This is a genomic window from Pseudorhizobium endolithicum (genome assembly GCF_902153245.2).
GTDB lineage: Bacteria > Pseudomonadota > Alphaproteobacteria > Rhizobiales > Rhizobiaceae > Neorhizobium > Neorhizobium endolithicum.
Map to the genome: position 1 here is coordinate 362,429 of NZ_CABFWF030000012.1, position 24,257 is coordinate 386,685.

At 63.9% G+C, this 24,257-nt stretch carries 20 protein-coding genes; 9 read left to right on the plus strand and 11 right to left on the minus strand.

Translation table 11 applies throughout. The features are described from left to right. Positions 1-22: 22 nt before the first annotated feature. Complete coding sequence (locus RTCK_RS11580) at positions 23-265, plus strand: AbrB/MazE/SpoVT family DNA-binding domain-containing protein (RefSeq protein WP_142519790.1); 243 nt, start codon at positions 23-25, stop codon at positions 263-265. Further along, positions 265-600 carry an endoribonuclease MazF gene (mazF, locus tag RTCK_RS11585; RefSeq protein ID WP_142592911.1) on the plus strand — a complete coding sequence of 112 codons (336 nt, stop codon included), beginning with the start codon at positions 265-267 and terminating at the stop codon, positions 598-600. The genes RTCK_RS11580 and mazF overlap by 1 nt, the downstream gene beginning before the upstream one ends. Here mazF and RTCK_RS11590 read toward each other — a convergent pair. Beyond that, complete coding sequence (locus tag RTCK_RS11590; RefSeq protein ID WP_142592912.1) at positions 597-1,643, minus strand: threonine aldolase family protein; 1,047 nt, start codon at positions 1,641-1,643, stop codon at positions 597-599. The genes mazF and RTCK_RS11590 overlap by 4 nt on opposite strands. 374 nt (positions 1,644-2,017) lie before the next feature. On the opposite strand from RTCK_RS11590, the gene gltB reads away from it, so the two are divergent. Genes gltB through RTCK_RS11610 form a run of 4 tightly spaced genes read left to right on the plus strand, consistent with a single transcriptional unit; the run spans position 2,018 to position 8,934 of the window. Continuing rightward, positions 2,018-6,730 carry a glutamate synthase large subunit gene (gene gltB, locus RTCK_RS11595; RefSeq protein WP_142592913.1) on the plus strand — a complete coding sequence of 1,571 codons (4,713 nt, stop codon included), beginning with the start codon at positions 2,018-2,020 and terminating at the stop codon, positions 6,728-6,730. Positions 6,731-6,787: 57 nt separating this feature from the next. Continuing rightward, positions 6,788-7,063, plus strand: coding sequence for an antitoxin (locus RTCK_RS11600; RefSeq protein ID WP_142592914.1), 276 nt, complete (start codon positions 6,788-6,790; stop codon positions 7,061-7,063). Beyond that, positions 7,060-7,458 carry a type II toxin-antitoxin system VapC family toxin gene (locus tag RTCK_RS11605; RefSeq protein WP_142592915.1) on the plus strand — a complete coding sequence of 133 codons (399 nt, stop codon included), beginning with the start codon at positions 7,060-7,062 and terminating at the stop codon, positions 7,456-7,458. Before RTCK_RS11600 ends, RTCK_RS11605 begins: the two co-directional genes overlap by 4 nt. Before the next feature lie 21 nt (positions 7,459-7,479). Then, complete coding sequence (locus RTCK_RS11610) at positions 7,480-8,934, plus strand: glutamate synthase subunit beta (protein ID WP_142519796.1); 1,455 nt, start codon at positions 7,480-7,482, stop codon at positions 8,932-8,934. Between the two features lie 187 nt (positions 8,935-9,121). Here RTCK_RS11610 and RTCK_RS11615 read toward each other — a convergent pair whose 3' ends face one another. Both RTCK_RS11615 and RTCK_RS11620 read right to left on the minus strand, forming a co-directional pair. After that, positions 9,122-10,336 carry an SGNH/GDSL hydrolase family protein gene (locus tag RTCK_RS11615; RefSeq protein WP_142592916.1) on the minus strand — a complete coding sequence of 405 codons (1,215 nt, stop codon included), beginning with the start codon at positions 10,334-10,336 and terminating at the stop codon, positions 9,122-9,124. Positions 10,337-10,396: 60 nt separating this feature from the next. Next, positions 10,397-11,617 carry a lytic murein transglycosylase gene (locus RTCK_RS11620; RefSeq protein WP_185927994.1) on the minus strand — a complete coding sequence of 407 codons (1,221 nt, stop codon included), beginning with the start codon at positions 11,615-11,617 and terminating at the stop codon, positions 10,397-10,399. A gap of 200 nt (positions 11,618-11,817) precedes the next feature. Here RTCK_RS11620 and galU point away from each other — a divergent pair, with 200 nt between their 5' ends. Next, positions 11,818-12,702: a UTP--glucose-1-phosphate uridylyltransferase GalU gene (gene galU / locus RTCK_RS11625; RefSeq protein WP_142592917.1), complete on the plus strand. Its 885-nt coding sequence runs from the start codon at positions 11,818-11,820 to the stop codon at positions 12,700-12,702. A 55-nt stretch (positions 12,703-12,757) separates the two neighbouring features. On the opposite strand, the gene RTCK_RS11630 is transcribed toward galU, so the two are convergent. Beyond that, positions 12,758-14,269 carry an outer membrane beta-barrel protein gene (locus RTCK_RS11630; protein WP_142592918.1) on the minus strand — a complete coding sequence of 504 codons (1,512 nt, stop codon included), beginning with the start codon at positions 14,267-14,269 and terminating at the stop codon, positions 12,758-12,760. Between the two features lie 134 nt (positions 14,270-14,403). Here RTCK_RS11630 and RTCK_RS11635 point away from each other — a divergent pair, with 134 nt between their 5' ends. Next, positions 14,404-15,399 (plus strand): KpsF/GutQ family sugar-phosphate isomerase, encoded by a 996-nt coding sequence (locus tag RTCK_RS11635; protein WP_142593116.1) that lies wholly within the window; start codon positions 14,404-14,406, stop codon positions 15,397-15,399. Here RTCK_RS11635 and RTCK_RS11640 read toward each other — a convergent pair. From RTCK_RS11640 to RTCK_RS11670, 7 genes are all read right to left on the minus strand, one after another. Beyond that, positions 15,396-15,851, minus strand: a complete 456-nt coding sequence (locus RTCK_RS11640; RefSeq protein ID WP_142519800.1) for an NfeD family protein — start codon at positions 15,849-15,851, stop codon at positions 15,396-15,398. The genes RTCK_RS11635 and RTCK_RS11640 overlap by 4 nt on opposite strands. A gap of 3 nt (positions 15,852-15,854) precedes the next feature. Continuing rightward, the gene (locus tag RTCK_RS11645) at positions 15,855-16,904 is read right to left on the minus strand and encodes an SPFH domain-containing protein (RefSeq protein ID WP_142592919.1); all 1,050 of its coding nucleotides are present in this window, start codon (positions 16,902-16,904) and stop codon (positions 15,855-15,857) included. Positions 16,905-16,974: 70 nt separating this feature from the next. After that, positions 16,975-18,009 (minus strand): ferrochelatase, encoded by a 1,035-nt coding sequence (hemH, locus tag RTCK_RS11650; RefSeq protein WP_142592920.1) that lies wholly within the window; start codon positions 18,007-18,009, stop codon positions 16,975-16,977. Between the two features lie 114 nt (positions 18,010-18,123). After that, entirely contained in the window at positions 18,124-20,070 is a 1,947-nt protein-coding gene (locus RTCK_RS11655) for a 5'-nucleotidase C-terminal domain-containing protein (protein ID WP_142592921.1), read from the minus strand. A 203-nt stretch (positions 20,071-20,273) separates the two neighbouring features. Beyond that, positions 20,274-20,636, minus strand: a complete 363-nt coding sequence (gene omp10 / locus RTCK_RS11660) for an outer membrane lipoprotein Omp10 (RefSeq protein WP_142592922.1) — start codon at positions 20,634-20,636, stop codon at positions 20,274-20,276. Between the two features lie 150 nt (positions 20,637-20,786). Beyond that, a complete protein-coding gene (locus tag RTCK_RS11665; protein WP_142519805.1) occupies positions 20,787-22,235 on the minus strand; it encodes a homospermidine synthase in 1,449 nt (482 codons plus the stop codon). A gap of 244 nt (positions 22,236-22,479) precedes the next feature. Beyond that, positions 22,480-23,376 carry a LysR family transcriptional regulator gene (locus RTCK_RS11670; RefSeq protein ID WP_142592923.1) on the minus strand — a complete coding sequence of 299 codons (897 nt, stop codon included), beginning with the start codon at positions 23,374-23,376 and terminating at the stop codon, positions 22,480-22,482. A gap of 109 nt (positions 23,377-23,485) precedes the next feature. Between RTCK_RS11670 and RTCK_RS11675 the strand changes: the two genes are divergently transcribed. Beyond that, positions 23,486-24,208, plus strand: coding sequence for an SDR family oxidoreductase (locus RTCK_RS11675; protein ID WP_142519807.1), 723 nt, complete (start codon positions 23,486-23,488; stop codon positions 24,206-24,208). Positions 24,209-24,257: the final 49 nt, after the last annotated feature.

Genomic DNA, 24,257 nt, shown 5'->3' on the forward strand with positions numbered 1-24,257 from the left:
TTGTCGATACGGGAGCGTGGAGATGCGGGTAACCGTCAAGAAGTGGGGTAACAGTGCGGCAGTTCGCATTCCGGCAGCTGTGATGGAGGCCGCGCGTATCGAGACCGATGCCGTTGTCGATGTCTCCGAAGAGAATGGTCGAATTGTTATCGTGCCGTTGCGGACGGAGGTCCGCGACCTCGATGCCCTTATCTCCAAGATGACCGTCCACAACCTCCATGAGGAGGCTGACTTCGGCGTACCGGTCGGTCGCGAAGCTTTGTGATGGTTGCCGAATACGTGCCTGAGGCGGGAGATGTGGTCTGGCTGCAGTTCTCGCCACAGGCGGGGCACGAGCAGGCGGGGCATCGGCCGGCTGTCGTGCTGAGCCCTGCCAGCTACAATCGGTTCGGTCTCATGTTGTGCTGTCCGATGACGACGAAGACGAAGGGTTACCCATTTGAAGTTGCTATCGAGGATGGCCGTGGCGGTGTAGCATTGGCGGATCAGATCAAGAGCCTGGACTGGCGTTCCCGGAACGCCCGGCAAAAGGGCCGGGTCTCGCGGCAGGAACTTGAAGAAATCCGAGCGAAGGCAGTGGCTTTGCTTGGGTACTCCTAAGCGATTACCTTCAGGAACGCGTCTACATCCTCTGCGGTCGTTGCGAAACTGCTAACGAGTCGGATCAGCATCTCGTCTTCGCCGACGAGTTCGGCCATGTCGCGCGGCTCGAGCCAGTCGTAGAACCGGGCGCCCTTCTCCTCGGCCGCCTTGGCTGCCGTCTTTGGGACGATCGCGAAGACCTCATTGGATTGGGTGGGCCAGGCAAGGCGGGCGCTGTTGGAGGTCGAGATGCCGGCGCGCAGGCGATCCGCCATGGCATTGGCATGGGCGGCAAGCTCCAGCCACAATCCGTCCTTCAGATAGGCTTCGAACTGGGCGGCGATGAAGCGCGACTTGGAAAAGAGCTGCGCCGTGCGCTTGCGGATGAAGGGCAGTTCCTTCGCCATCGCCGGATCGAAGAAGACGATGGCCTCGGCACACCAGCAGCCGTTCTTCGTGCCACCGAAGGAGAGGATGTCGACGCCGCGCTTCCAGGTCATCTCCGCCGGCGTCGTGCCGAGCGCCGCCAGCGCGTTGGCGAAGCGGGCGCCGTCCATGTGGAGCGGCAGGCCGTGGGTCCTGGCGGTGGCCGAGACCGCTTCGATTTCCTCCAGTGTATAGACGCTGCCGACTTCCGTCGCCTGCGTCATGGTGATCGCGGCGGCGCGTCCGTGGTGGACGGCGTCCTGCGGATAGCGGGCGATCCTCCCTTCCAGGCTGGCGATCTCCATTTTGCCCAGTGCCCCTTCAACCGGCACCATGCGCATGCCGCTGAAGAAGTCGGGCGCTCCGCATTCGTCCTCGATGACATGGGCCTCGGAGTGGCAGAAGACGACGCCGCCCGGCCGGGCGATGCTGGCGAGCGACAGCGAGTTGGCGGCAGTCCCGGTGGCGACGAAGAAGACCGCCACCTCGCGCTCGAAGATCTCGTTGAATCGCTGCTCGATGGCGCGGTCGAGTTCACTCGTACCGTAGGCGGCGGCAAAGCGCGTGGATTCGCGCAGCAGGCGCTCGTTGATGGCCGGGTGGGCGCCGGCCCAGTTGTCGGAGGCAAAGAACATCGAAATTCCATCGGTGATGGGAGAGGTTCGAACTTAATTGAACTTCAGCGGGGATCAATGCGCCATCGAACGCAGTTGGAGCAAGGCAACAAGTGGTGGCGCGCAGAAGTTTTGGGGCAAGAAAATTAGCCCTTTCTGCCGGCCCGCCTAATCTTCTTTCAATACGTCGGGAAAAAATGGGGGTGGGCATATTGTGGTGTCACGGGTTCTATGTCATAGAAAAGCGAGAAATAGGTCAAGTGTGTTGTCCTATTTCTTCCAGTCCAGCCGATGGTGAGGTCATCAGGCGATCCTGCGGGATGCGCCATTCGTCGACCGCTTCGGCTGCCGCCATAGCCAAAACTGCCTAGTCCTGCGGGACCGGAGGAGTGACCATGAAGAAGACCGTAGACGTCAATGCTGCCGATGCGCTCGACCGGGCGACGGAGCGAGTCCGCGTCCTTCCGTCAGGTCTTCCCGGTGCGCAGGGGCTTTACGATCCGCGCAACGAGCATGACGCCTGCGGCGTCGGCTTCATCGCCCACATGAAGGGGCAGAAGTCGCACCAGATCGTCAAGGACGGGCTGTTCATCCTCGAGAACCTCACGCATCGCGGGGCGGTCGGTGCCGATCCGCTGATGGGCGACGGCGCGGGCATCCTCGTGCAGATCCCCGACCGCTTCTTCCGCGAGGAGATGGCGAAGCAGGGCGTCACCCTGCCGAAGGCCGGTGAATATGCCGTCGGGCATTTCTTCCTGCCGCGCGATGCCGAGCAGATCGAGCATTTCAGGAAGGTCATCGTCGACGTCATCGCCGAGGAAGGCCAGCAATTCCTCGGCTTCCGTGAGGTGCCGGTGGACAACGCGTCGCTCTCCAAGGCGCCGGAGATCGCGGCCACCGAGCCGCATCACTTGCAGGTCTTCATCGGCGCCGGCCGCGACGCCGCGACGAACCACGAGTTCGAGCGGAAGCTCTTCCTCGTCCGCAAGGTGATCTCCAACCGCATCTACGACCAGTTCGGCGGCGAGGAGACCGGGTTCTATCCCGTGTCGCTGTCCTCCTCGACGATCGTCTACAAGGGCATGTTCCTCGCCTATCAGGTCGGCGCCTACTACAAGGACCTGTCGGACCCGCGCTTCGAATCCGCCGTGGCGCTCGTCCACCAGCGCTTCTCGACCAACACCTTCCCGTCGTGGAAGCTGGCGCATCCCTACCGCATGGTCGCCCACAACGGCGAGATCAACACGCTGCGCGGCAACGTCAACTGGATGGCGGCCCGCCAGGCGTCCGTCTCCTCGCCGCTCTTCGGCGAGGACATTTCCAAGCTCTGGCCGATCTCCTACGAAGGACAGTCGGACACGGCCTGCTTCGACAACGCGCTCGAATTCCTGGCGCGCGGGGGCTATTCGCTGGCGCATGCCGTGATGATGCTGATCCCAGAGGCCTGGGCCGGCAACCAGTCGATGAGCCCCGAGCGCAAGGCTTTCTACGAATACCATGCCGCGCTGATGGAGCCGTGGGACGGACCGGCGGCGGTTGCCTTCACCGACGGCAAGCAGATCGGCGCGACGCTCGACCGCAACGGCCTCAGGCCTGCCCGCTACGTGGTCACTTCCGACGACCGCGTCATCATGGCGTCGGAGGCGGGCGTGCTGCCCGTGCCGGAAGAGACGATCATCAAGAAGTGGCGCCTGCAGCCGGGCAAGATGCTGCTGATCGACATGGAAAAGGGCCGCATCATTTCCGACGAGGAAGTGAAGAGCGAGCTTGCCACCAAGCACCCGTACCGCAACTGGCTCGACCGCACGCAGATCATCCTCGAGGACCTGCGGCCCGTAGAGCCCCGGGCGCTGCGGCGCGACGTGTCGCTGCTCGACCGCCAACAGGCCTTCGGCTACACGAGCGAAGACACAAAGATCCTGATGTCTCCCATGGCGACGACGGGGCAGGAAGCAGTCGGCTCGATGGGCACCGACACGCCGATTTCGGCCATGTCTGCGAAGTCAAAGCTGCTCTACACCTATTTCAAGCAGAACTTCGCGCAGGTGACGAACCCGCCGATCGACCCGATCCGCGAGGAACTGGTGATGAGCCTCGTCTCCTTCATCGGGCCGCGTCCCAACATCCTCGACCATGACGGGATGGCCAAGGCGAAGCGCATGGAAGTGCGCCAGCCGATCCTGACCAATGGCGATCTCGAGAAGATCCGCTCGATCGGCCATGTGGAGGATCATTTCGACACCAAGACGCTCGACTTCACCTATGACATCGAGCGCGGTGCCGAAGGCATGCCGGAAATGCTGGACCGGCTGTGCGAGCGCGCCGAGGCAGCGGTCCGGGGCGGCTACAACATCATCGTGCTCTCCGACCGCCAGCTTGGGCCGGACCGCATTGCCATCCCTGCACTTCTGGCGACGGCGGCCGTGCACCATCACCTGATCCGCAAGGGCCTGCGCACTTCCGTCGGGCTTGTCGTGGAGTCGGGCGAGCCGCGCGAAATCCATCACTTCTGCTGTCTCGCGGGCTTCGGCGCCGAGGCGATCAACCCCTATCTCGCCTTCGACACGCTGACCGACATGCATGCGCGCGGCGAATTCCCCAAGGAGGTGGATGCCAGCGAGATCGTCAACCGCTACATCAAGGCGGTCGGCAAGGGCATCCTGAAGGTCATGTCCAAGATGGGCATCTCGACCTACCAGTCCTATTGCGGCGCGCAGATCTTCGATGCCGTCGGCCTGTCGTCGGAACTGGTCAACAAGTACTTCTTCGGCACCGCGACGACCATCGAGGGCATCGGCCTGGAGGAAATCGCCGAGGAAACCGTGGCGCGCCACCAGGCCGCGTTCGGCAAGGATCCGGTCCTCGCCCGCACGCTCGATATCGGCGGCGAATACGCCTACCGGATGCGCGGCGAAAGCCATGCCTGGACGCCCGATGCGGTCGCTTCGCTGCAGCATGCCGTTCGCGGCAACAGCCAGGACCGCTATCGCGAGTTCGCGCAGATGGTGAACGAGAGCTCCTCGCGGATGAACACGATCCGCGGCCTGTTCAAGATCAAGACGGCGGAGGAAATCGGCCGCAAGCCGATCTCGATCGACGAGGTGGAGCCGGCGGTCGACATCGTCAAGCGCTTCTCCACCGGCGCCATGTCCTTCGGCTCGATTTCCCGTGAGGCGCATACGACGCTGGCGATCGCCATGAACCGGATCGGCGGCAAGTCGAACACCGGCGAGGGCGGCGAGGAAAGCGACCGCTACATGCCGCTGCCGGACGGGTCGCAGAATCCGGAGCGTTCGGCCATCAAGCAGATCGCGTCGGGCCGCTTCGGCGTCACGACCGAGTATCTGGTCAATGCCGACATGCTGCAGATCAAGGTGGCGCAGGGTGCCAAGCCCGGCGAAGGCGGACAGCTTCCCGGCCACAAGGTGGATGCGACGGTCGCCAAGACCCGGCATTCGACGCCCGGCGTCGGCCTCATCTCGCCGCCGCCGCACCACGATATCTATTCGATCGAGGATCTGGCGCAGCTCATCTACGACCTGAAGAACGTCAACCCGGCGGCCGACGTCTCGGTCAAGCTGGTCTCAGAAGTCGGCGTCGGCACGGTTGCCGCCGGCGTCGCCAAGGCGCGCGCCGACCATATCACCGTCGCCGGCTTCGACGGCGGCACGGGCGCCTCACCGCTCACCTCGCTGAAGCATGCCGGCTCGCCATGGGAGATCGGCCTTGCGGAAACACAGCAGACGCTGGTGCTGAACGGCCTGCGCTCGCGCGTCGCCCTGCAGGTGGACGGCGGCCTGAAGACCGGCCGCGACGTCATCGTCGGGGCGTTGCTGGGCGCCGACGAGTTTGGCTTCGCCACCGCGCCGCTGATCGCCGCCGGCTGCATCATGATGCGCAAGTGCCACCTCAACACCTGTCCAGTAGGGGTCGCGACGCAGGATCCGGTCCTGCGCAAGCGCTTCAAGGGAACGCCGGAGCATGTCATCAACTACTTCTTCTTCGTGGCGGAAGAGGTGCGCGAGATCCTGGCCTCGCTCGGTTTCACCAGGCTGGACGACATCATCGGCATGTCGGAACTGCTTTCCAAGGACGACATGATCGCCCACTGGAAGTCGAAGGGGCTCGATTTCACGAAGATCTTCCACAAGGTCGAGGCACCCAAGGGCGCCACCTTCTGGACCGAGCGGCAGAAGCACCCGATCGACGACGTCCTCGACCGCAAGCTGATCGAGAAGTCGATGCCGGCGCTCGAAAACAAGGAGCCGGTGGTCATCGAAGTGCCGATCAAGAACGTCGACCGTTCGGCGGGCGCCATGCTCTCCGGTGCGCTGGCGAAGCGGTGGGGACACAAGGGCCTCAAGGACGACACGATCCACGTGACCCTGCGTGGCACGGCCGGCCAGTCGTTTGGTGCCTTCCTGGCCCGCGGCATCACTTTCGACCTAGTGGGCGACGGCAACGACTATGTCGGCAAGGGGCTGTCGGGCGGCCGCATTATCGTGCGCCCGCCGGAGAGTTCGGGGCTGAAGGCCGAGGAGGCGATCATCGTCGGCAACACCGTACTCTACGGGGCGATCACCGGTGAATGCTACTTCCGCGGCGTGGCCGGCGAACGCTTTGCCGTCCGAAACTCCGGCGCGGTCGCGGTCGTCGAGGGCGTGGGCGACCACGGCTGCGAATACATGACGGGCGGCATCGTCGTCGTGCTTGGCGAGACGGGCCGCAACTTCGCAGCCGGCATGTCGGGCGGCGTGGCCTATGTGCTCGACGAGAGCGGCGATTTCGCCAAGCGCTGCAACATGGCCATGGTCGAACTCGAGCCGGTGCCGGAAGAGGACGACATGCTGGAGAAGCTGCACCACCGCGGCGGCGATATCATGCACAAGGGGCGTGTCGATGTCTCCGAGGACATGACGCGCCACGACGAGGAGCGCCTCTACCAGATGATCTCCAACCACCTGCACTACACGGGGTCGGAGCGGGCGAAGGACATCCTCGACCGCTGGGGAGAGTTCCGGCCGAAGTTCCGCAAGGTCATGCCGGTGGAATACCGCCGGGCGCTGGAAGAGATGGAACGCATGCGCATGGGCGTTGCGGCGGAGTGATTGGAGATTTGGAAGTGCTGTGATATGACGTTGTTATATCACAATGCGGAGGCGCTGATGAACGAGCATTCGGGTGTGAAGATCGCGCAGGTATTCAATAACGGCCGCAGCCGCGCCATTCGTATTCCGAAGGAATTCGAATTTGACGCTGACAAGGTGGAAATCCGGATGAATAAAAAAGGGGATTTGGTTGTCCACCCACTGAGGCGCGGTTCATTACTGGAAGTACTGGCAACGTTGGAACCGCTAGGACCAGACGACTCCATGCCGGAAATTGATGATCTTCCGCCCGTCGAAGATGAGGACATCTTCGGTTGGTTCAAAGAAACATGAGGTATCTCCTCGATACGAATATTGTTTCGGACATGATGCGCAATCCGCAAGGAGCTGTGTTTGCTCATATAGAGCGTGTCGGCGAGGAATGTGTCTTTACGAGCATCATCGTCACGGCGGAATTGCGGTTTGGTGTTGAAAAGAAAAAATCGCCGAAGCTCGCGCAACGTCTGGAAATGATCTTGATGCGACTTCCAGTGGAAGGCTTTTCCGCCCCGTTAGACCAACATTACGGTCGCTGCCGGGCGACGCTTGCATCTGCCGGCCAGCCGATCGGCGACATGGACATGCTGATCGCCGCTCATGCGCTCGCTCTGGACGCTGTGCTGGTGACGAACAACGAAAGCGAGTTTTCCCGGGTGCCGGGATTGAAGATCGAGAACTGGCTGCGATAGCGGCGAAGTAGGGGTTTAGACATGGGCAAGGTAACGGGTTTCATGGAGATCGACCGGCAGGTGATCAAGTACCAGCCGGCATCCGACCGCATACGCCATTTCCGCGAGTTCACCATTCCCATGTCGGATGCGGAAGTGACCAAGCAGGCGGCCCGCTGCATGGATTGCGGCATTCCCTATTGCCATGGTCCGACCGGCTGTCCGGTGCACAACCAGATCCCGGACTGGAACGACCTCGTCTACAACAACAAGTGGGAGGAGGCGATCCGCAACCTCCACTCCACCAACAACTTCCCGGAATTCACCGGCCGCGTCTGCCCGGCACCTTGCGAGGAGGCCTGCACGCTGAACCTCGAGGATGCGCCGGTCGCCATCAAGACGATCGAGCAGGCGCTTGCCGACAAGGCCTATGAGCTCGGCTATATCGGTCCGCAGCCGGCAACCGTTCATACCGGAAAGAAGGTGGCGATCATCGGCTCCGGTCCCGCAGGCATGGCCGCCGCGCAGCAGCTGGGCCGCGCGGGCCACGACGTGCATGTCTACGAGCGCGAGACGAAGCCGGGCGGGCTGCTGCGCTACGGAATCCCAGACTTCAAGCTGGAAAAGAACTTCATCGACCGTCGCATCGAGCAGATGAAGGGCGAGGGCGTCACCTTCCATTGCGGCGTCAATATCGGCGTGGATGTGCCGGTGGAGCAGCTCATTTCCGAACATGATGCCGTTCTTTACTGCGGCGGCTCGGAAACGCCGCGGCCGGCCGGGATCCCGGGTGCGGACCTCCAGGGCGTTTACGATGCCATGCCCTATCTCGTGCAGCAGAACCGCCGCGTGGGCCGCGAGAACATCGACAGCATTGGCTGGCCGTCCGATCCGATCCTGGCAGGGGCCAAGCACGTCGTTGTCGTGGGTGGCGGCGATACGGCCTCGGACTGCGTCGGCACCGCCTTCCGCCAGGGTGCGGTCAAGGTCACGCAGCTCGACATCCGCCCGCAGCCGCCGGAGAAGGAAGACAAGCTTGCGGTGTGGCCGTTCTGGGCGACGAAGATGCGCACATCGTCCTCGCAGGCCGAAGGCGCCATCCGGGAGTTCCAGGTTGCGACGCTGGAGTTCGTCGGCGAGGACGGTCATCTCACGGGTGTGCGTTGCTGTGAGGTGGACGAGCGCCGCAAGCCGATCGCCGGTACGGAATTCATCATCAAGGCAGACCTCGCCTTCATCGCCATCGGCTTTTCCGGACCGCTGAAGGACGGCGTGCTTGCCGAGCTCGACGGAAGGCTCGATCTCAATATCGACCGCCGCGGCTCGACCAACGTCGTCGCCAACGACCGGGACTACAAGACCTCGGTGGAGAAGTTCTGGGTCGCGGGCGACGTGCGCCGCGGGCAGTCGCTGGTTGTCTGGGCGATCCGCGAAGGCCGCCAGGCGGCGCGGGCGATCGACGAGGCGCTGATGGGGAGCTCGGTGCTGCCGCGGTAGCACCGAACTATCCGCGCCGCGGCCTGTCCGCGAGACGGGCGCGTTCAGCGGGCGATCGAATTACTCACGGTGTACTCGTGGATCCTGAAGCCGGCATGAAGACGATCGGGAGAGGCGTTGAGCGTTGCCGCACCGAATCGCCTCGTATCGGCGGCGGCGTGTGTCACGTTCCGGCCGGTTCATGTTCCTATTGCGTCGATGACCGCTGATAGTCGTCGATGCGCCCCTTCGGCGCGGGGGGCAGCTCGCCGCGTTTGACCAGCATGTCGCGCGCCGATTCCACGAGCGGCGGAGGTGGCGGGGCGGCGCCGAGCAATTCGTTGCCGCCGTCGAGATCGGGGTCCATGAGGCTGATCGGCTGTACCGGAACCGCCGCCGTCGGCGACGGGGGCAGGGCCTGCAGATCGGGCAGGTTGCTGTCGTCGAGCTTCACCAGTTCCGGGCTCGCCATCTCGCCGAGGTGCCGTCGCGCGAACTTTTCCACGTAGAAGGCGAGCTTGCGCTTGCCGGCCGTGGTAAAGTTGATGCCGTCGGAACCGCGCAGGCGCGCCTGCTGGCCGTTCATGTCCGACCCGGTGACGATGAACTTGCCCTCCTCGTCGACGAAGCCGTCCCAGATGTCCACGAACTCCCCGCCGACCTTTGCGACTTCCGTGCGGTAGATGCCGTTGAGCTTGACCGCGTCGCGCATCAGCGACGGCGACTGGAACGACGGCAGGCCGACCCACAGGAGCGGGATCTTCCTCTGGGTAACGAGGGTGGCAAGGCCCTGGACACGCTTTTCGTATTCCTTGAACCAGGGGTCGCCCGGAAATTCGAGACTGCCGGCGGGTGTCTTCATCTGCTGGCGGTCATTCGCCCCGATCATGACGACGACGATGGCAGGCTTCGTCTCGTCCATCAGCGCGGGAAGCTGCACCGGCCAGTTGTAGTAGTCCTGGCGTACGAGGCCGGACGATCCGTTGCTCTTCTCCTCCACCACGACGCCGGGAGACTGTTCGAAGGCGGTGCCCAGTTCGTCGCCGAGACCGCCTGCGAGAAAGTCTCCCACGACCAGGATACGGCGGGCATCATCGAGTTTTGCAACGGGTTCCGGCTTGGGCGGTGCGGCCGGCGCCGCCGGACGGGGTGCTGCGGCCCGCGCGGGGGCGCGGTTGCGCGTGCGCTGTTGCTGGCGTTGCCGCTGCCGGCGCGGAGCGACATCGATGACCGATGGTTCCGGGTCGATATAGCGGCGTCCGCCGCCGAACAGCATTTCCAGGAGGTTGCGGCGCTGGACGCGCTCCTGCGCCTGCACCGGGGCAGGAGCGGACACAACGGGCATGGCGAGCGCCACCGTGACGACGATCGCCAGAAACCGGCTCACAATGCCTCTGCCGCCGAGCACCTGCAAAACCTTCATGTTTTCGCCGTGTCTCCCGCCCCGACTATCGAGGCGATTTGGGGCAGGAGGATGTCGTTGTCAACGTAGCGCCTTGAGGAGCGATTGCGAAGGTTGTCCGTCGGCCTGCATGCCCAGCCGTTGCTGGATCGCGGAGATGGCGGCCTTCGAGCCGGAACCGAAATTGCCGTCGATCTCGCCCTCGTAGTAGCCGAGCTGCTTCAGCTTGGTCTGCAGCTCGAACTTCTCGACGATATCGAGCGTGCCGTCCGGGCGCGGCCAGCGCTGGTGCAGACCGCCATAGCCGGCGATCTGATCGGCAAGCATGCCGACGGCCAGGGCATAGCTGTCGGCGGCGTTGTAGCGCTTGATGACGAAGAAGTTGCGGGTCATCAGGAAGGCGGGGCCGTTCGCGCCGGCCATGAGCTTCAGCTCCGCCCGGTCGCCGCCGCGCGGGAATGGCTTGCCGTTGGGACGCGTGAAGCCGAGGGCCGCCCATTGCGCCAGCGTCTTGGTCTGCCCTTCATACTTCGCCGCGCCGCGGGGCAGGACCGCTTCGTAGCCCCAGGTCTTGCCCGTCTGCCAGCCGTTCTTCTTCAGGAGATTGGCGGAGGTCGCCAGCGCGTCGGGTACGGAATTCCAGATGTCGGCGCGGCCGTTTCCGTCGGCGTCGAACTTGTAGAGCAGGTAGCTCGACGGGATGAACTGGGTATGACCCATCGCGCCCGCCCAGGAGCCGGTGAGGTGCTTCGGCGAAATCTCCCCGGACTGGAGGATCTTCAGCGCCGCGACCAACTGGGTACGGGCGAACTTGGCTCGTTTCGGGTCACCCCAGGCAAGCGTTGCGAGCGCCTGCGGCACATGGTGGAGCCGGTCCGGCTTCTCCAGCACGGCGCCGTAATTCGATTCCATCGACCAGATGGCGAGAAGGATATGCCTGTCGACGCCGAAGTGGCGCTCCAGCGCAGCAAGGGTGCGGCCGTGCTTGGCGAGCATCTCCTGGCCGATCCTGACCGTATAGGGATTGACGCGCGAATCCAGGTAGTCCCAGATCTGCGACTTGAATTCGGGCTGGTAGGCCGCCTTCTCCAGGACCGCCCTGTCGGGGCTGGAAATGCCCGCAAACGCCTTCTCATAGGTGGAGCGGCTGATCCCGCTCTTGGCAGCCGTGGCATAAAAATCGGCTATCCAAGACTTGAAACCAGCATCGGCCCGGGCATCTAACGGATGGGCCGCCAGCGTTGCTCCTGCGATCAGGGCGAGGGCGAGTCCGCGAAAGCGATAGGTGCGAAACATGGTCATGGGCAAACGTATCCGTAGCTCTTCAGGTTCATGCTTCACCGAGCGTGATGTCCGGCTTAACGAATGAATAACAGCACAGAGTCAACAAACCCTTTACCATAGAAGCCCGGCTGGCGTCACCGTTGGTGAAATCGTAGCATTTCGGCCCTAGATGACGCGATCGTGAGTTGGCACCATGAGGAGTGCTCCAGGAGGTATGCGTGGCACAAAAGAAGATACGTAAGGCTGTATTCCCGGTTGCCGGGCTCGGGACGCGGTTCCTGCCGGCGACGAAGGCCGTGCCGAAGGAAATGCTGACGGTCGTCGACAAGCCGGTCATCCAGTACGTCGTCGATGAGGCGGCCGAAGCCGGCATCGAACACTTCGTTTTCGTCACCGGCCGCGGCAAGGGCGTCATCGAGGACTATTTCGACATACAGTACGAGCTGGAGCAGATGCTGCGCGAGCGCAACAAGAATGCCGAACTCAGCCTGCTCGCGGACCTCCTGCCGACCGCCGGCACTGCGAGCTTCACGCGCCAGCAGATCCCGCTCGGCCTCGGCCACGCCGTCTGGTGCGCCCGCGACATCGTCGGCAACGAACCTTTCGCCGTGCTGCTTCCGGACATGATCATGTCGTCGGAGAAGAGCTGCCTCAAGGGCATGGTCGAGCTCTACGAACAGACCGGTGGCAACGTGCTTGCCGTCGAGGAGTGTGACCCGGAGCAGGCTCACAAATACGGCATCGTCGGTGTCGGCGAGAAGGTGGGCGAAGGCTTCAGGATCACCGAGATGGTGGAGAAGCCCGCCAAGGGTACGGCGCCCTCGAACTTCTACATCAACGGGCGCTACATCCTGCAGCCCGAGATCTTCGGCATCCTGGAGACGCAGGAGCGCGGCGCCGGCAACGAGATCCAATTGACCGACGGCATGCTGGCGCTGGCGAGAAACCAGGAGTTCGCGGCCTACCACTTCAAGGGCGAAACCTTCGACTGCGGCGCCAAGGACGGCTTCATCCTGGCCAACCTCGCCTTCGCCCTGCAACGCAGCGACATCCGCCCCGCGATCGAAGGGCCGCTCAAGGATATGGTTTCGCGGCTGGCATAGCCGGCCTGGAATCATCGCCGATCGCCGCAAACGCCCGCTCCCGCAGCGGGCGTTCTCACTTCCGCAGGGTCAGGCCCACGCCCGCGCGCAGCGTATCGGTGTCGTCGCCGCTGCGCAACGTCTGCTCGTATTCCACATCGCCGGTCAGATCGAGATAGGGGTTGATCGCCCAGGCAAGACCAGCTCCGGCGCTCCAGGTGGTCTCGTCTTCGCCTTCAGGGAAATCCCGCAGCGTCGCACCGCCCGTCAGGCGGCCGACCAGCCTATGACGCAACTGGTGCGTCAGGACCGCCGTCAGGTCGTATTCCGCCCAGCCGCTGGCGCCTGGTGCCGTTGCATCCTGCAACGTCGTGCGCAAAGCAAGCTCCACGTCGGTTCCCCGTTGGGGAGACCAGACGGCGCGGCCGTCGAGGGTCAGGCCGTCGAGGTGGGCGAGGCGCGCGTCGTCATAGTCCACCCGCTCGTAGCCGGCGGCCAGTTCACCGCGCAGCTTCTCGCCGAGATCGAATTCCACGCCCGCCCGTGCGAGGGAGCGCCAGGCGGAGCGTTCATAGCCGCTGGAATCATACCGGTCGTCATAGACGCTGCGGCCGCCGCCGACTTCCACAAAGGGTACGAGAGCGGGAGAGAGCGCATAACCCAGCCGCAACCTGCCGTCGACGGTCGTGCGGTTGCGGTCGCCGAGATCAAGCGAGGAGCCGTCCTGCAGCTCGGCATCCGTGTATACCTCCCGGCTGACGCCGACGCCGGCGAGGCCGCGGATCAGGCCGGCATCCCGTTCGAGGGTCAGGCCGGTATCGAACTGATGGACGCCGGACTGCACAGTCGCGCCGCCAATGGCGTTCGGGTCGTCGTTGTCTTCGCGCTCGAAACTGTATCCCGCTGAGAGGTTCGCTACGGTGTCGTCGGCGAGATCCAGCCGCAGATTCGCATCGAGGCGTCCTTCCGGCTCGATGTCGTCACGGTTGCCGATATCGCGTTCAAAGGTGCCTTCGCCATCGATGGAGAGTTCGTGCCGCGACCAGTCGGAGGTCAACGTGCCGCGGATGGCGGTGGAGAGATAGTCGCGCCTGGTCTTCACGTCGCCGGTGCGGATCGTCTCCCGGTTTATCGTCTGGCTGACCGAGGGCCGTAGCATGAAGGTGCCGAGGCGGATGCCGGTGGGGTCGCCGGGCAAGGCCGGCGCTTCGCCCGCATCGATAGGGCCGAGAGGCTCGTCGAAAGGCTGGTTGAGATCCTCTTCATAGGGAGGGTCCAGATCGGTGGATATGGCAGGCGACCGCTCCGCCGACGAGATGGAGGCGGTGGTGGGGTCGGCGTCCGGGGCCGCGGCCTGATCGGCCGTATTGCCGGCGGCGGAGGGGATCGCCGCGACGCCCGAGGCAGACGCCGTTCCGGGGAGGGGCGGAAGGCTGCCGGGGTATACGGCGGCCTGCGCGGATGGGGCGGTGCCCAGGGCGGAAGAGCTCTGCCCGAACGCCGTGCCTGCGTTGGCCAGCGACGTGCAGGCAAGCAATATCGCCAACGCCTTGAGGCGCGGCGCTTTTCTTTCGCCTTGCTCGTCCATGCCCTCGATCCGAAATGCCTCTGCCGCAGCGGTTATGCAAAGGTAAAGCCATGTGGTTAACACTTGGTTTGCCCGCGCAATCCCGTCCATTCCGCGCGATGGACTTCGCCGGACAAAAGCGCTACATGCCGGCCATGGCACAGCAAGCAATACAGTCTGTCCGGACGGATGTGATCGCATCGGCGCTACGGACGATCTCCGTGGAGAGGCAAGGCCTCGAAGCGCTGGAACGCGCCCTGCAGAACGGCCTCGGCCAGCCGTTCCAACAGGCTGTCGACCTGGTCCTGAACCTCACCGGGCGCGTCATCGTCACCGGCGTCGGAAAGAGCGGCCATATCGGGGCGAAGCTCGCGGCTTCGCTTGCCTCGACCGGTACGCCGGCCTCCTTCGTGCATGCGGCGGAAGCGAGCCACGGCGACCTCGGGATGATCTCGCGGGACGATGCGGTGATCGCCGTCTCCTGGAGCGGCGAGACGGCCGAGCTGCAGAGCATCGTCGGCTATTGCCGCCGCTTTTCCATTCCGCTGATCGCGCTGACGGCCGGGGAGGTTTCGACCCTCGCGCGCGAAGCGAGCATCGTGCTGCTCCTGCCGAAGGAGCAGGAGGCCTGCCCGCACGGCCTGGCGCCGACCACCTCGACGCTGATGCAACTCGCGGTTGGCGACGCGCTTGCGGTGGCGCTTCTGGAGGCCCGCGGCTTCACGGCGCTCGATTTCCGCGTCTTCCATCCCGGCGGCAAGCTGGGCGCCATGCTCAGCCACATCGGCGACGTCATGCATACCGGCGACCGCATTCCGCTGGTGCCGCAGGGCACGCCGCTACCGCAGGCCGTGATGACGCTGTCCGAAATGCGTTTCGGTTGCGTCGGAGTGACCGATGGGGACGGGCGCTTGTGCGGCATCGTGACCGACGGCGACCTGGCGCGGGGACTGAACCTCAACCTCAGCGAAATGCGGGTCGACGACATCATGACGCGCAATCCGAAGACGGTCGCGGAGAAGACGCTCGCCACCACCGCGATGGGCCTGCTCAACAAGTATAATATCTCGGCGCTTATCGTCACCGACGAAGACCGGCGCCCCGTCGGTATCGTGCACTTCCACGACCTGCTGCGCGTCGGCGTCGCCTAAGCCGCGTCCACCTTCAGGTCGCGGCCTTGCGCTGAGACCACCTTCACGCGGGTCCCCGCCGCGAGATCCGGCCCTTCCACCGGCCACCACGTATCGTCCAGGCGGATACGACCGCGACCCTCGCGGATAGGCTCGTGCAGTGTCGCCGTGCGGCCGATGAGGCTTGCGCCGCGGCGGTTGAGAAGCGGCTCGTCGGTCGTCTCGTTTCTTGCGTAGAACCTGCGGCCGGCCAGTGCCAAAGCAATGGCGAGGGCGGCGAACAGCACCAGTTGCAACTGCCAGGACCAGAAGGCGGCTTCCCAAAGGAGCAGGGACAATGCCCCGACGACGATTGCAGCAAGGCCGATCCAGATGAGGAAGACGCCAGGTGCGACGAGCTCGGCCGCCAGGAGAAGGATGCCGATGATCCACCACGTCCATGGGCCGAGATTGGAGGCGAGGCTCTGCAGCATGGCTTAGGTCTCGCTGCGCGGTGCGAACGGATTGACGGGTGGCGTGGTTCGGGCTGGCGCCGGTGCTGCAGGACGAGGAGGGACCGTGGTCGCCGGCGCCGGCTGTGCAAGGGGCCTTGCCCTCGCCGGACCGTCGCCATCGCCGAACACCTCCCTGGCGACGGCCCCGATCCCGCCGAGGGATCCGATCAGGGAAGAGGCCTCCATCGGCATCAGAACGATCTTGGAGTTCGGCGCCTTGCCGATTTCCGCCAGAGCCTCGGTGTATTTCTGCGCAACGAAGTAGTTGATCGCCTGGACATCGCCGACGGCAATTGCCTGGGAAACGGCCTGTGTCGCCTTGGCCTCTGCCTCCGCCAGCCGCTCGCGCGCCTCCGCCTCGCGGAAGGCGGCTTCGCGCTCGCCCTCCGCCTTCAGCACGGCGGCCTGCTTCGCGCCTTCGGCGCGCAGGATTTGCGCATTGCGCGCGCCCTCGGCCTCGAGTACCTGGGCGCGCTTCTCGCGTTCGGCCTTCATCTGGCGGCCCATGGCCTCGACGAGATCCGCCGGCGGCTGGATGTCCTTGATCTCGACGCGGGTTACCTTGATGCCCCAAGGGCCGACCGCTTCATCCACGACGCGAAGCAGCCGCTCGTTGATCACCTCGCGGTTGGAGAGGAGTTCGTCGAGATCCATGGATCCCATCACGGATCGGATGTTGGTCATCGTCAGGTTCTGGATGGCATTCTTGAGGTCGGCAATCTGATAGGCAGCCTGAGCCGGATTAAGGACTTGGTAGAAGGCCACGGCGTCTGCAGAGACGCTGGCATTGTCCTTGGTGATGACTTCCTGGGTCGGCACGTCCAGAACCTGCTCCATCACGTTCATGCGGGCGCCGATGCGCTCTATGAAGGGCGTGATCAGGTTCAGACCCGGATCGAGGGTGCGGGTGTAGCGGCCGAACCGTTCGACAGTGTAGCGATATCCCTGCGGCACCGTCTTTATCCCGGCGAACAGCACCAGGATGACGAGTAGGACGATGGCAATAACGACAATATCGAAGCCGCCCAGCATGGCTGACCCTCCAGCTCAAGAAGTTTGAGACTGGAGTATCATGTTCCCGCTGCGGATGAAACGAGGGAGCTCAGACCCAGCCCTGCAGTTCTCGCCGGACGACTTTTTCCAGCACGTCCATGCCCTCGCGACTGTCGTTCAGGCAGGGAATGTGGAGAAACTTCTCGCCGCCGTGATGCTGAAAGATCTCGCCTGCCTCGCCGGCGATCTCCTCGAGCGTTTCCAGACAGTCGGAGACGAAGCCGGGGTTCATGACGGCGATGCGCTTGACGCCCTCGTCGCCCAGCTTCTCCATGGTCTTGTCCGTGTAGGGTTGCAGCCATTCCTCCGGCCCGAAGCGGGACTGGAAGGTGACCATGAACTTCTCCTTCGGCAGGCCGAGGCGCTCGCGCAGCAGGCGGCCGGTCTTCTGGCAATGACAGTGATAGGGGTCGCCCTGCTTGAAGTAGGATTGCGGAATACCGTGGAAGGACGCCACCAGCACTTCCGGTTCCCAGTCCACCTGCGCCAGCGCCTTTTCGACGGAAACCGCCAGCGCTTCGATATAAGTCGGATCGTCGTGATAGGGCGGAACGGTCCGCACCGCCGGCTGCCAGCGCATCTTCATCAGATGTTCGAAGGCCTTGTCGTTCACCGTCGCCGTCGTCGAGGCGGAATACTGTGGATAAAGCGGGAAGAGCAGGATCTTTTCGCAGCCCTGCGCATGGAGCGCATCGATCCTGGAGGCGATCGAGGGCTTGCCGTAGCGCATTGCCCAGTCGACGACGACATTCGGCAGGTCCTTCAGCCGCTCGGCCATCAGTTCGCCCTGGCTGCGGGTATAGGTCCGCAGGTAGCTCTCGTTGAGATCCTTGTTCCAGATCTCCTCATAGGCCTTGCCGACCTTCTGCGGCCGCTTGTTGAGGACGATGCCGTGCAGGATCGGGTACCAGTAGAGCCGCGACCATTCGATCACCCGGCGGTCGGAGAGGAATTCGGCGAGATAGCGGCGCATCGACCAGTAGTCCGTGCCGTCGGGCGTCCCGAGGTTGACGAGAAGAACACCTACTTTCCCGAATTTGACCTGCGGGTGGCCTGGCGGCATGTGGCTGGCAGTGGCGTCCATCTGAGAATTCCGGTTGTTGTTCAACGGCACGGTGCCGTGTGAGGTGGGTTCTATCTAGAAACAAAAAGCGGCCCGGGGAAGCCCGGGCCGCGTGTGGCTGCGAGACAAATTGTCTTATCTCGCGGGAAGTTGAAGCTCCTGACCGATTTCCAGAAGATTCGGGTTGCGAAGCTCGTTCGCTTCGGCAATGCGCGTCCACACCGCACCATCGCCGTAGACGGATTCGGCAATCTTCCAGAGAGATTCGCCGCGGCTGACGGTATGGGTTTGAGCGGTCGACGTCGCTTCGGCGGCGGGCGCGGTTGCTTGCGGAGCCGGAGCGGGCTCTGCGGATGCCGTCGTTTCAGCCGGGGCGGCGGGTTCTGCAGGGGCAGCCGCTCCGCTCGTCGCCGGTGCCGCAGGCTCGGCAGGGGCTTGGGCAGCCGGCGTGGTTTCAATCTCAGCCGTCCCTTCCGACGCCACCTCGGTGATGCGGCCCTCGGTGTAGGGCTTGTAGGGATTGTTCGCGGTCAGGTAGTCTGCAACCGCCTGCTCGAGATTGGGCCCGAAGTCATAGGGATTGACCGCATTCGTGGCGAAGACCTCGTAGCCGTCACCGCCGCCGCGGACATAGTTGTTGGTCACGACCCCATAGGTCTTTTCCGGATCGAGTGGCACGAAGCCGTCGCCTTCCTTCACCTGCACGTCGGTGATCCGTTCACCGGCGGGCCTGGACTTGTCGAAGGAGTATTTCATGCCGGCCACCTGGGGAAAACGTCCGGCAACCTCTTCGATCTGGCCGACGCCATTCTCCAGTGCCGCGAGGAGATCGGAGCCCTTGAGCTGGAAGGTGGCGATCGTGTTCTGGAACGGCAGGACCGTCAGGACCTCACCCATGGTGACCTCGCCGGCGTCGATGGAGGCGCGCAGGCCGCCGCTGTTGGCGATCGAAATGGTGATGCCCTGATCCTTGACCCGGTCGAGCTGGGCGTCGGCTACGAGGTTGCCCATCGAGCATTCCTCGACACGGCAGACGTTGCGGTCGCCGACGATGACGTCCTGCGCGGAGCCGACGACCTTCTGTTTCAGCTCTTCCAGCGGCTTGCCGAGCTCGTCCACCTTTGCGGAAAAGCCGGCATCGGGAACGACGGAGGCATCAAGCAGTTGGGGCGCACCCTCGGCGGATTTCACCACGCCGTTGTCGTCGAAAACGACCTTCAGGTCGCCGAGGTATTTCGAATAGGCATAGGCCTGCACGATCGGGACATCGGTGCCGGCCGGGTTCTTGACCAGTGTCGGATAGGGACCGGCCGCTTTTTCGTCCGTGCTGGAGAGCAGGGTATGGCTGTGCCCGCCGACAATGACGTCGATGCCGTCGACCGCCGCGGCGATCTGTTTGTCGCGCTCATAGCCGACATGCGAGAGGAGCACGATCTTGTTGATTCCCTGGCCCTGCAGGTCGGCAACGGCCTTCTTCAGGTATTCCACTTCGTCCTCGAAGCGGATCTGATCGCCCGGCGACGAGGTCTCGTCCGTGTCGGTCGCCAGCACGGAGACGATGGCGACCTTCTGACCGCCCATTTCCTTGACGATGTAGGGCTCGAACTTGCCGGCCACGGGGCTGCCCTCGGCCGCGATCGTGTTGCCGGAGATGATGGGGAAGTCGGCGGCGTCGATGAACTTCAGGAGTTCCTCGGGACCATCGTCGAATTCATGGTTGCCGATCGCCATGGCGTCGAAGCGGATGCCGTTCATGAAGTCGGCGATCGGGCCGCTCTTGAACATGCTGTAGAACAGCGAGCCCTGGAACTGGTCGCCGGCGTCGAGCACCAGGACGTTTGCATCCTGCAACTCGCCGCGGCGGGTGTCGATGGCGGTCTTCACGCGGGCGATGCCACCGAAGCACTCGTTCTTCGAGGCCTCTTCCTCGGAGCAGGTGGAATCGTATTTGTTGATCGCCTCTATGCGGGAGTGAAGATCGTTGATGTGGAGGATATTGAGTTCGTAGTCCGCCAGTGCGGTGCCGGCAAAGAGGGCAATCGCCGAGGCCGTCATCAGCCCCAGTCTCAATGTCTTCGTCATCGTCTCTCTCCTGTTTCGCTCCGTCGGCAGCCGGCTTCCACACCGGCCCTTCTGTCCCACCGACCGTGCCGGGGCATGTTTTCATCAGGGACAGGCGACTTCAAGCGGAAATGTGCAGCGCAACGGGAGCGATCGGCACGGGGGCTTGCCGCCAAAGAAAAACCCCGCCGGAGCGAGGTTCGGAAGAAAGCCTGGACACTGGATCAGCTACGGCGGGTCAGTGAGAACTGGGCGCCGCTGTCCTGCGTGCAGTTCAGCTGGCTCGACGTCACCAGCGCGCAGTTGACGCGTGACTGGGTGTTGCGCACCAGCGAGGTCATGTTGATCTCGACGAGCGTGGGCGAGAGGCTGACATAGGTGCCGGAGGCAAGTAGCGTGTTGCTGTCGGTGGAGCGCGTGCTGAAGGTGCCGCCCTGGAAGGTGGAGACGATCCCGTTCGGATCGGCCCAACTGCCTTCGACGCCCTGCGGCTGTGCCTGCTGTGGCGGAAGCCGCGGAGGGGCGGAGGAAACGCAGGCGGTCAGCGTGGCGGCAGCAATGAACACGAGGCTCGTCTTCAATTTCATGGGTCAGTCTCCCGCGGTACGGCCGAGGCCGAGGTTGTCCGGTCCTATCTATCGCACATGGCGGCGCTTGGCAGCCCCTTGCGGCGGTTTCAACAGAGGAAATGTCCCGTTTTGTGACGGGCATTTCCCTGCTGAGGCCGAAAAGCCTGCCTAACGGACGAGGATGTTGCGGAACTGCCAGGGGTCGGAAGCGTCGATGTCCTCGGGGAAGAGGCCAGGGCGTCCCTCCAGCGGCGTCCAGTCGGTATAGTGTCCCTCAACAGGCCCGAGATAGGGCATCTGCACTTCCAGGCATCGCCGGTAGTCGACCTCGTCCGCTTCCACGATGCCCGCCTTGGGGTTCTCCAGCGCCCAGACCATGCCGGCGAGCACGGCGGAGGTCACCTGCAGGCCGGTGGCATTCTGGTAGGGCGCGATGCGGCGGGTCTCCTCCAGCGACAGGCGCGAACCGTACCAGTAGGCGTTCTTGTCGTGGCCGTAGAGCAGGACGCCCAATTCGTCGACGCCGTCCACCAGTTCATCCTCGTCCAGAACGTGCTGCACCGGTTGCGCCTTGCCGCCATTGCCGAACATCTCGTGCAGCGAGAGCACGGCGTCATTGCAGGGGTGGTAGGCATAGTGGCAGGTCGGGCGGTAGGTGACGTCATCATGCTTGTCGCGGACGGTGTAGTAGTCGGCGATCGAGATGGACTCGTTGTGGGTGACGAGGAAGCCGTATTGCGGCCCCGGCGTTGGGCACCAGCTACGCACGCGCGTATTTGCGCCGGGCTGCTCCAGGTAGATGGCCGACTGGCAACCCTTCTCGTGCGTCTTCGCGTTCTCCGGAATCCAGTTTTCATGGGTGCCCCAGCCGAGTTCCGCAGGCTGCAGGCCCTCCGCGATGAAGCCTTCGACGGACCAGGTGTTCCAGAAGACGTCGAGCGGCTTCGGGTTCCTGGTGCGCTGGGTATCGCGTTCGGCGATATGGATTCCCTTGACGCCGACCTTCTTCATCAGCCTGGCCCAGCCTTCGCGGTCGTCTACCGAGGGCTCCTCGAACTTGATGCCCAAGTCGTTTGCAAGGTTCACGAGGCCCTGCTTGACGAACCAGGACACCATGCCGGGATTGGCGCCGCAGGTGGAAACGGCGGTGGTGCCGCCGGGGTTCTTCAGCTTCTCCTGGCGCACCGTTTCGCGAAGGGCGTAATTGGTGCGTTCCTCGTTTCCGACAGAGGTGTCGAAATAGAAGCCGAGCCAGGGCTCAACCACCGTGTCGATGTAGAGGACGTCCAGCTTGCGGCAGAACTTCATCAGGTCGAGCGACCCAGTGTCGACCGACAGGTTGACGCAGAAGCCCTGGCCACCCTTGCCGTCATCGAGCAGGGGCTTCAGGAGCTCCTTGTAGTTTTCCTTGGTCACGTATTCCTTGATGTGCCTGACGCCGTGCTTGCCGAGCAATTCCGCACCGTCATCCCGCGGGTCGATGACCACCATCCGGCTCTTGTCGAACTTGAAGTGGCGCTCGATCAGCGGCAGCGTACCCCGGCCGATGGAGCCGAAGCCGATCATCACGATCGGCCCGGTAATTTCCGCATGAACCGGGTAATTCCGCTCAGTCATATGTCTCTCCTTCACCGCCTCGGCATCACGCCGCTGCGCCGCTAGTGGACAGGGAACGGATGGGAGCGCTCGCTCATGATTTCGGCGCTCTAGATCATAAATCCCCGTCACAATAAAGAGGTTGCGATTGCCGGTGCGAAAAGCAGCGGCAGCCTGTCGATCTTCGTCACCCGGCGGTTGCGAGGGAGGGACGCTCTCTCCGGAAACGATAGGCGTTCGTAGCCGCAAAGGGCGGCGGCACCCGCTAGGCCGGCCGGTTTCGCCGTAGATGATCTACAAGGGCCCGCAGCTTGGGCGCCATGTTGCGGCGGCTCGGATAGTAGAGGTAGAAGCCGGGGAAACGGGGGCAGTAGTCCTCCAGAAGCGGCACCAGTTCGCCACGCTCGATGAAGGGCCGGAAACTCTCCTCCATGCCGAAGCTGATGCCGGCTCCCGCCACTGCCAGGCGGATCATCAGGGACATGTCCGTCGTCGTGAAGTGGTCGCCGACGGCGACGGTGAATTCCTTGCCCTCTTCCACGAATTCCCATCGGTAGGAGGCCCGGCCGGGCGCGGTGCGCCAGCCGATCGTCCGGTGGCCCACCAGGTCACGGGGATGCCGGGGAACCCCGAAGCGCCCGACATAGCCCGACGACGCCACCGCCAACTGGCGCTGGTTGCCGGAGACGGGTACCGCGATCATGTCCTGGGCGATCACTTCGCCGAGCCTCACGCCCGCGTCATACCCTGCTTCGACGATGTCGAATTCATCGTCGGTGACGGTGACGTGGATGCGGACCTCCGGGTTCCCGTCGGCGAAGGAGGCAAGCAGCGGCCCGGACAGGAAGCTCTCGGCGATCGAGGACACGGCGAGGTTCAGCTGTCCGCGGGGGCTGTCACCGAGGTTTCCCGCGGCCTCTATGGCGGCGCGCATCACGGCGAGAGCGGGGGCCGCGTCAGCGTAAAGCCGCTCGCCCGCTTCCGTGAGGGCGACGCTACGGGTCGTGCGGTTGACGAGCGCGATCCCCATGGATTCCTCGAGCTTTCTCATGATCTGGCTGACCGCCGCGCGCGTGACACCGAGCCGGTCGGCGGTGGCACGGAAATTCTTTTCTTCCGCCACCGTGATGAAGACGGCGAGGGCGTTCAGGTCTGGCACCATTGGTTAGCAGTCCTTACCAATGCGGAAATTTCAGTGCGGCTACCGATGACAATGCGGCACGCTTATCTTCCGTTCAAGCCCGATGTCGGGCTGAACAGGGAGATAAAGCATGGAAAAAGTCATTCTCGTCACAGGCGCTTCCAGCGGCATCGGAGCGGGCATTGCTCGCGAACTGGCCAAGGCCGGCGCCACGCTCATGCTCGGGGCCCGTCGCACCGATCGTCTCGAGGCGCTGGCGGAGGAGATCCGCAAGGGCGGCGGCAGGGTCGCGATCCGCCGGCTCGATGTGACCGACCGCGCGGATGTGGCCGCCTTCGCGGCGGCTGCCCGGCAGGAATTCGGCCGCGTCGACGTGATCGTCAACAATGCGGGCGTCATGCCGCTGTCGCTCATGGCCTCGCTGAAGGTCGACGAGTGGGACCAGATGGTCGACGTCAATATCAAGGGCGTCCTCTACGGCATCGCCGCGGTACTGCCGGAGATGACCGAGCGCGGCTCCGGCCACATCATCAACATAGCGTCCATCGGCGCTCTCAGCGTTGCCCCCACCGCCGCCGTTTATTGCGCCACCAAGTTTGCCGTGCGGGCGATTTCCGATGGCTTGCGGCAGGAGCGGGAGGATATCCGCGTCACCTGCATCCATCCGGGCGTGGTGGAAAGCGAGCTCGCCTCCACGATCACCGATCCGGCGGCCGCCGAGGCGATGAAGAGCTACCGTGCCATTGCCTTGCAGCCCGATGCCATCGGCCGCGCCGTCCGCTTTGCGATCGAGCAGCCCGAGGATGTGGACGTCAACGAGATCGTGGTGCGGCCGACGAGGTCGCCGAACTGAGGAGAGGCCGGTGGCGAAGAGTTATTCCCTGCTTGCCGCAGCCGCGCTC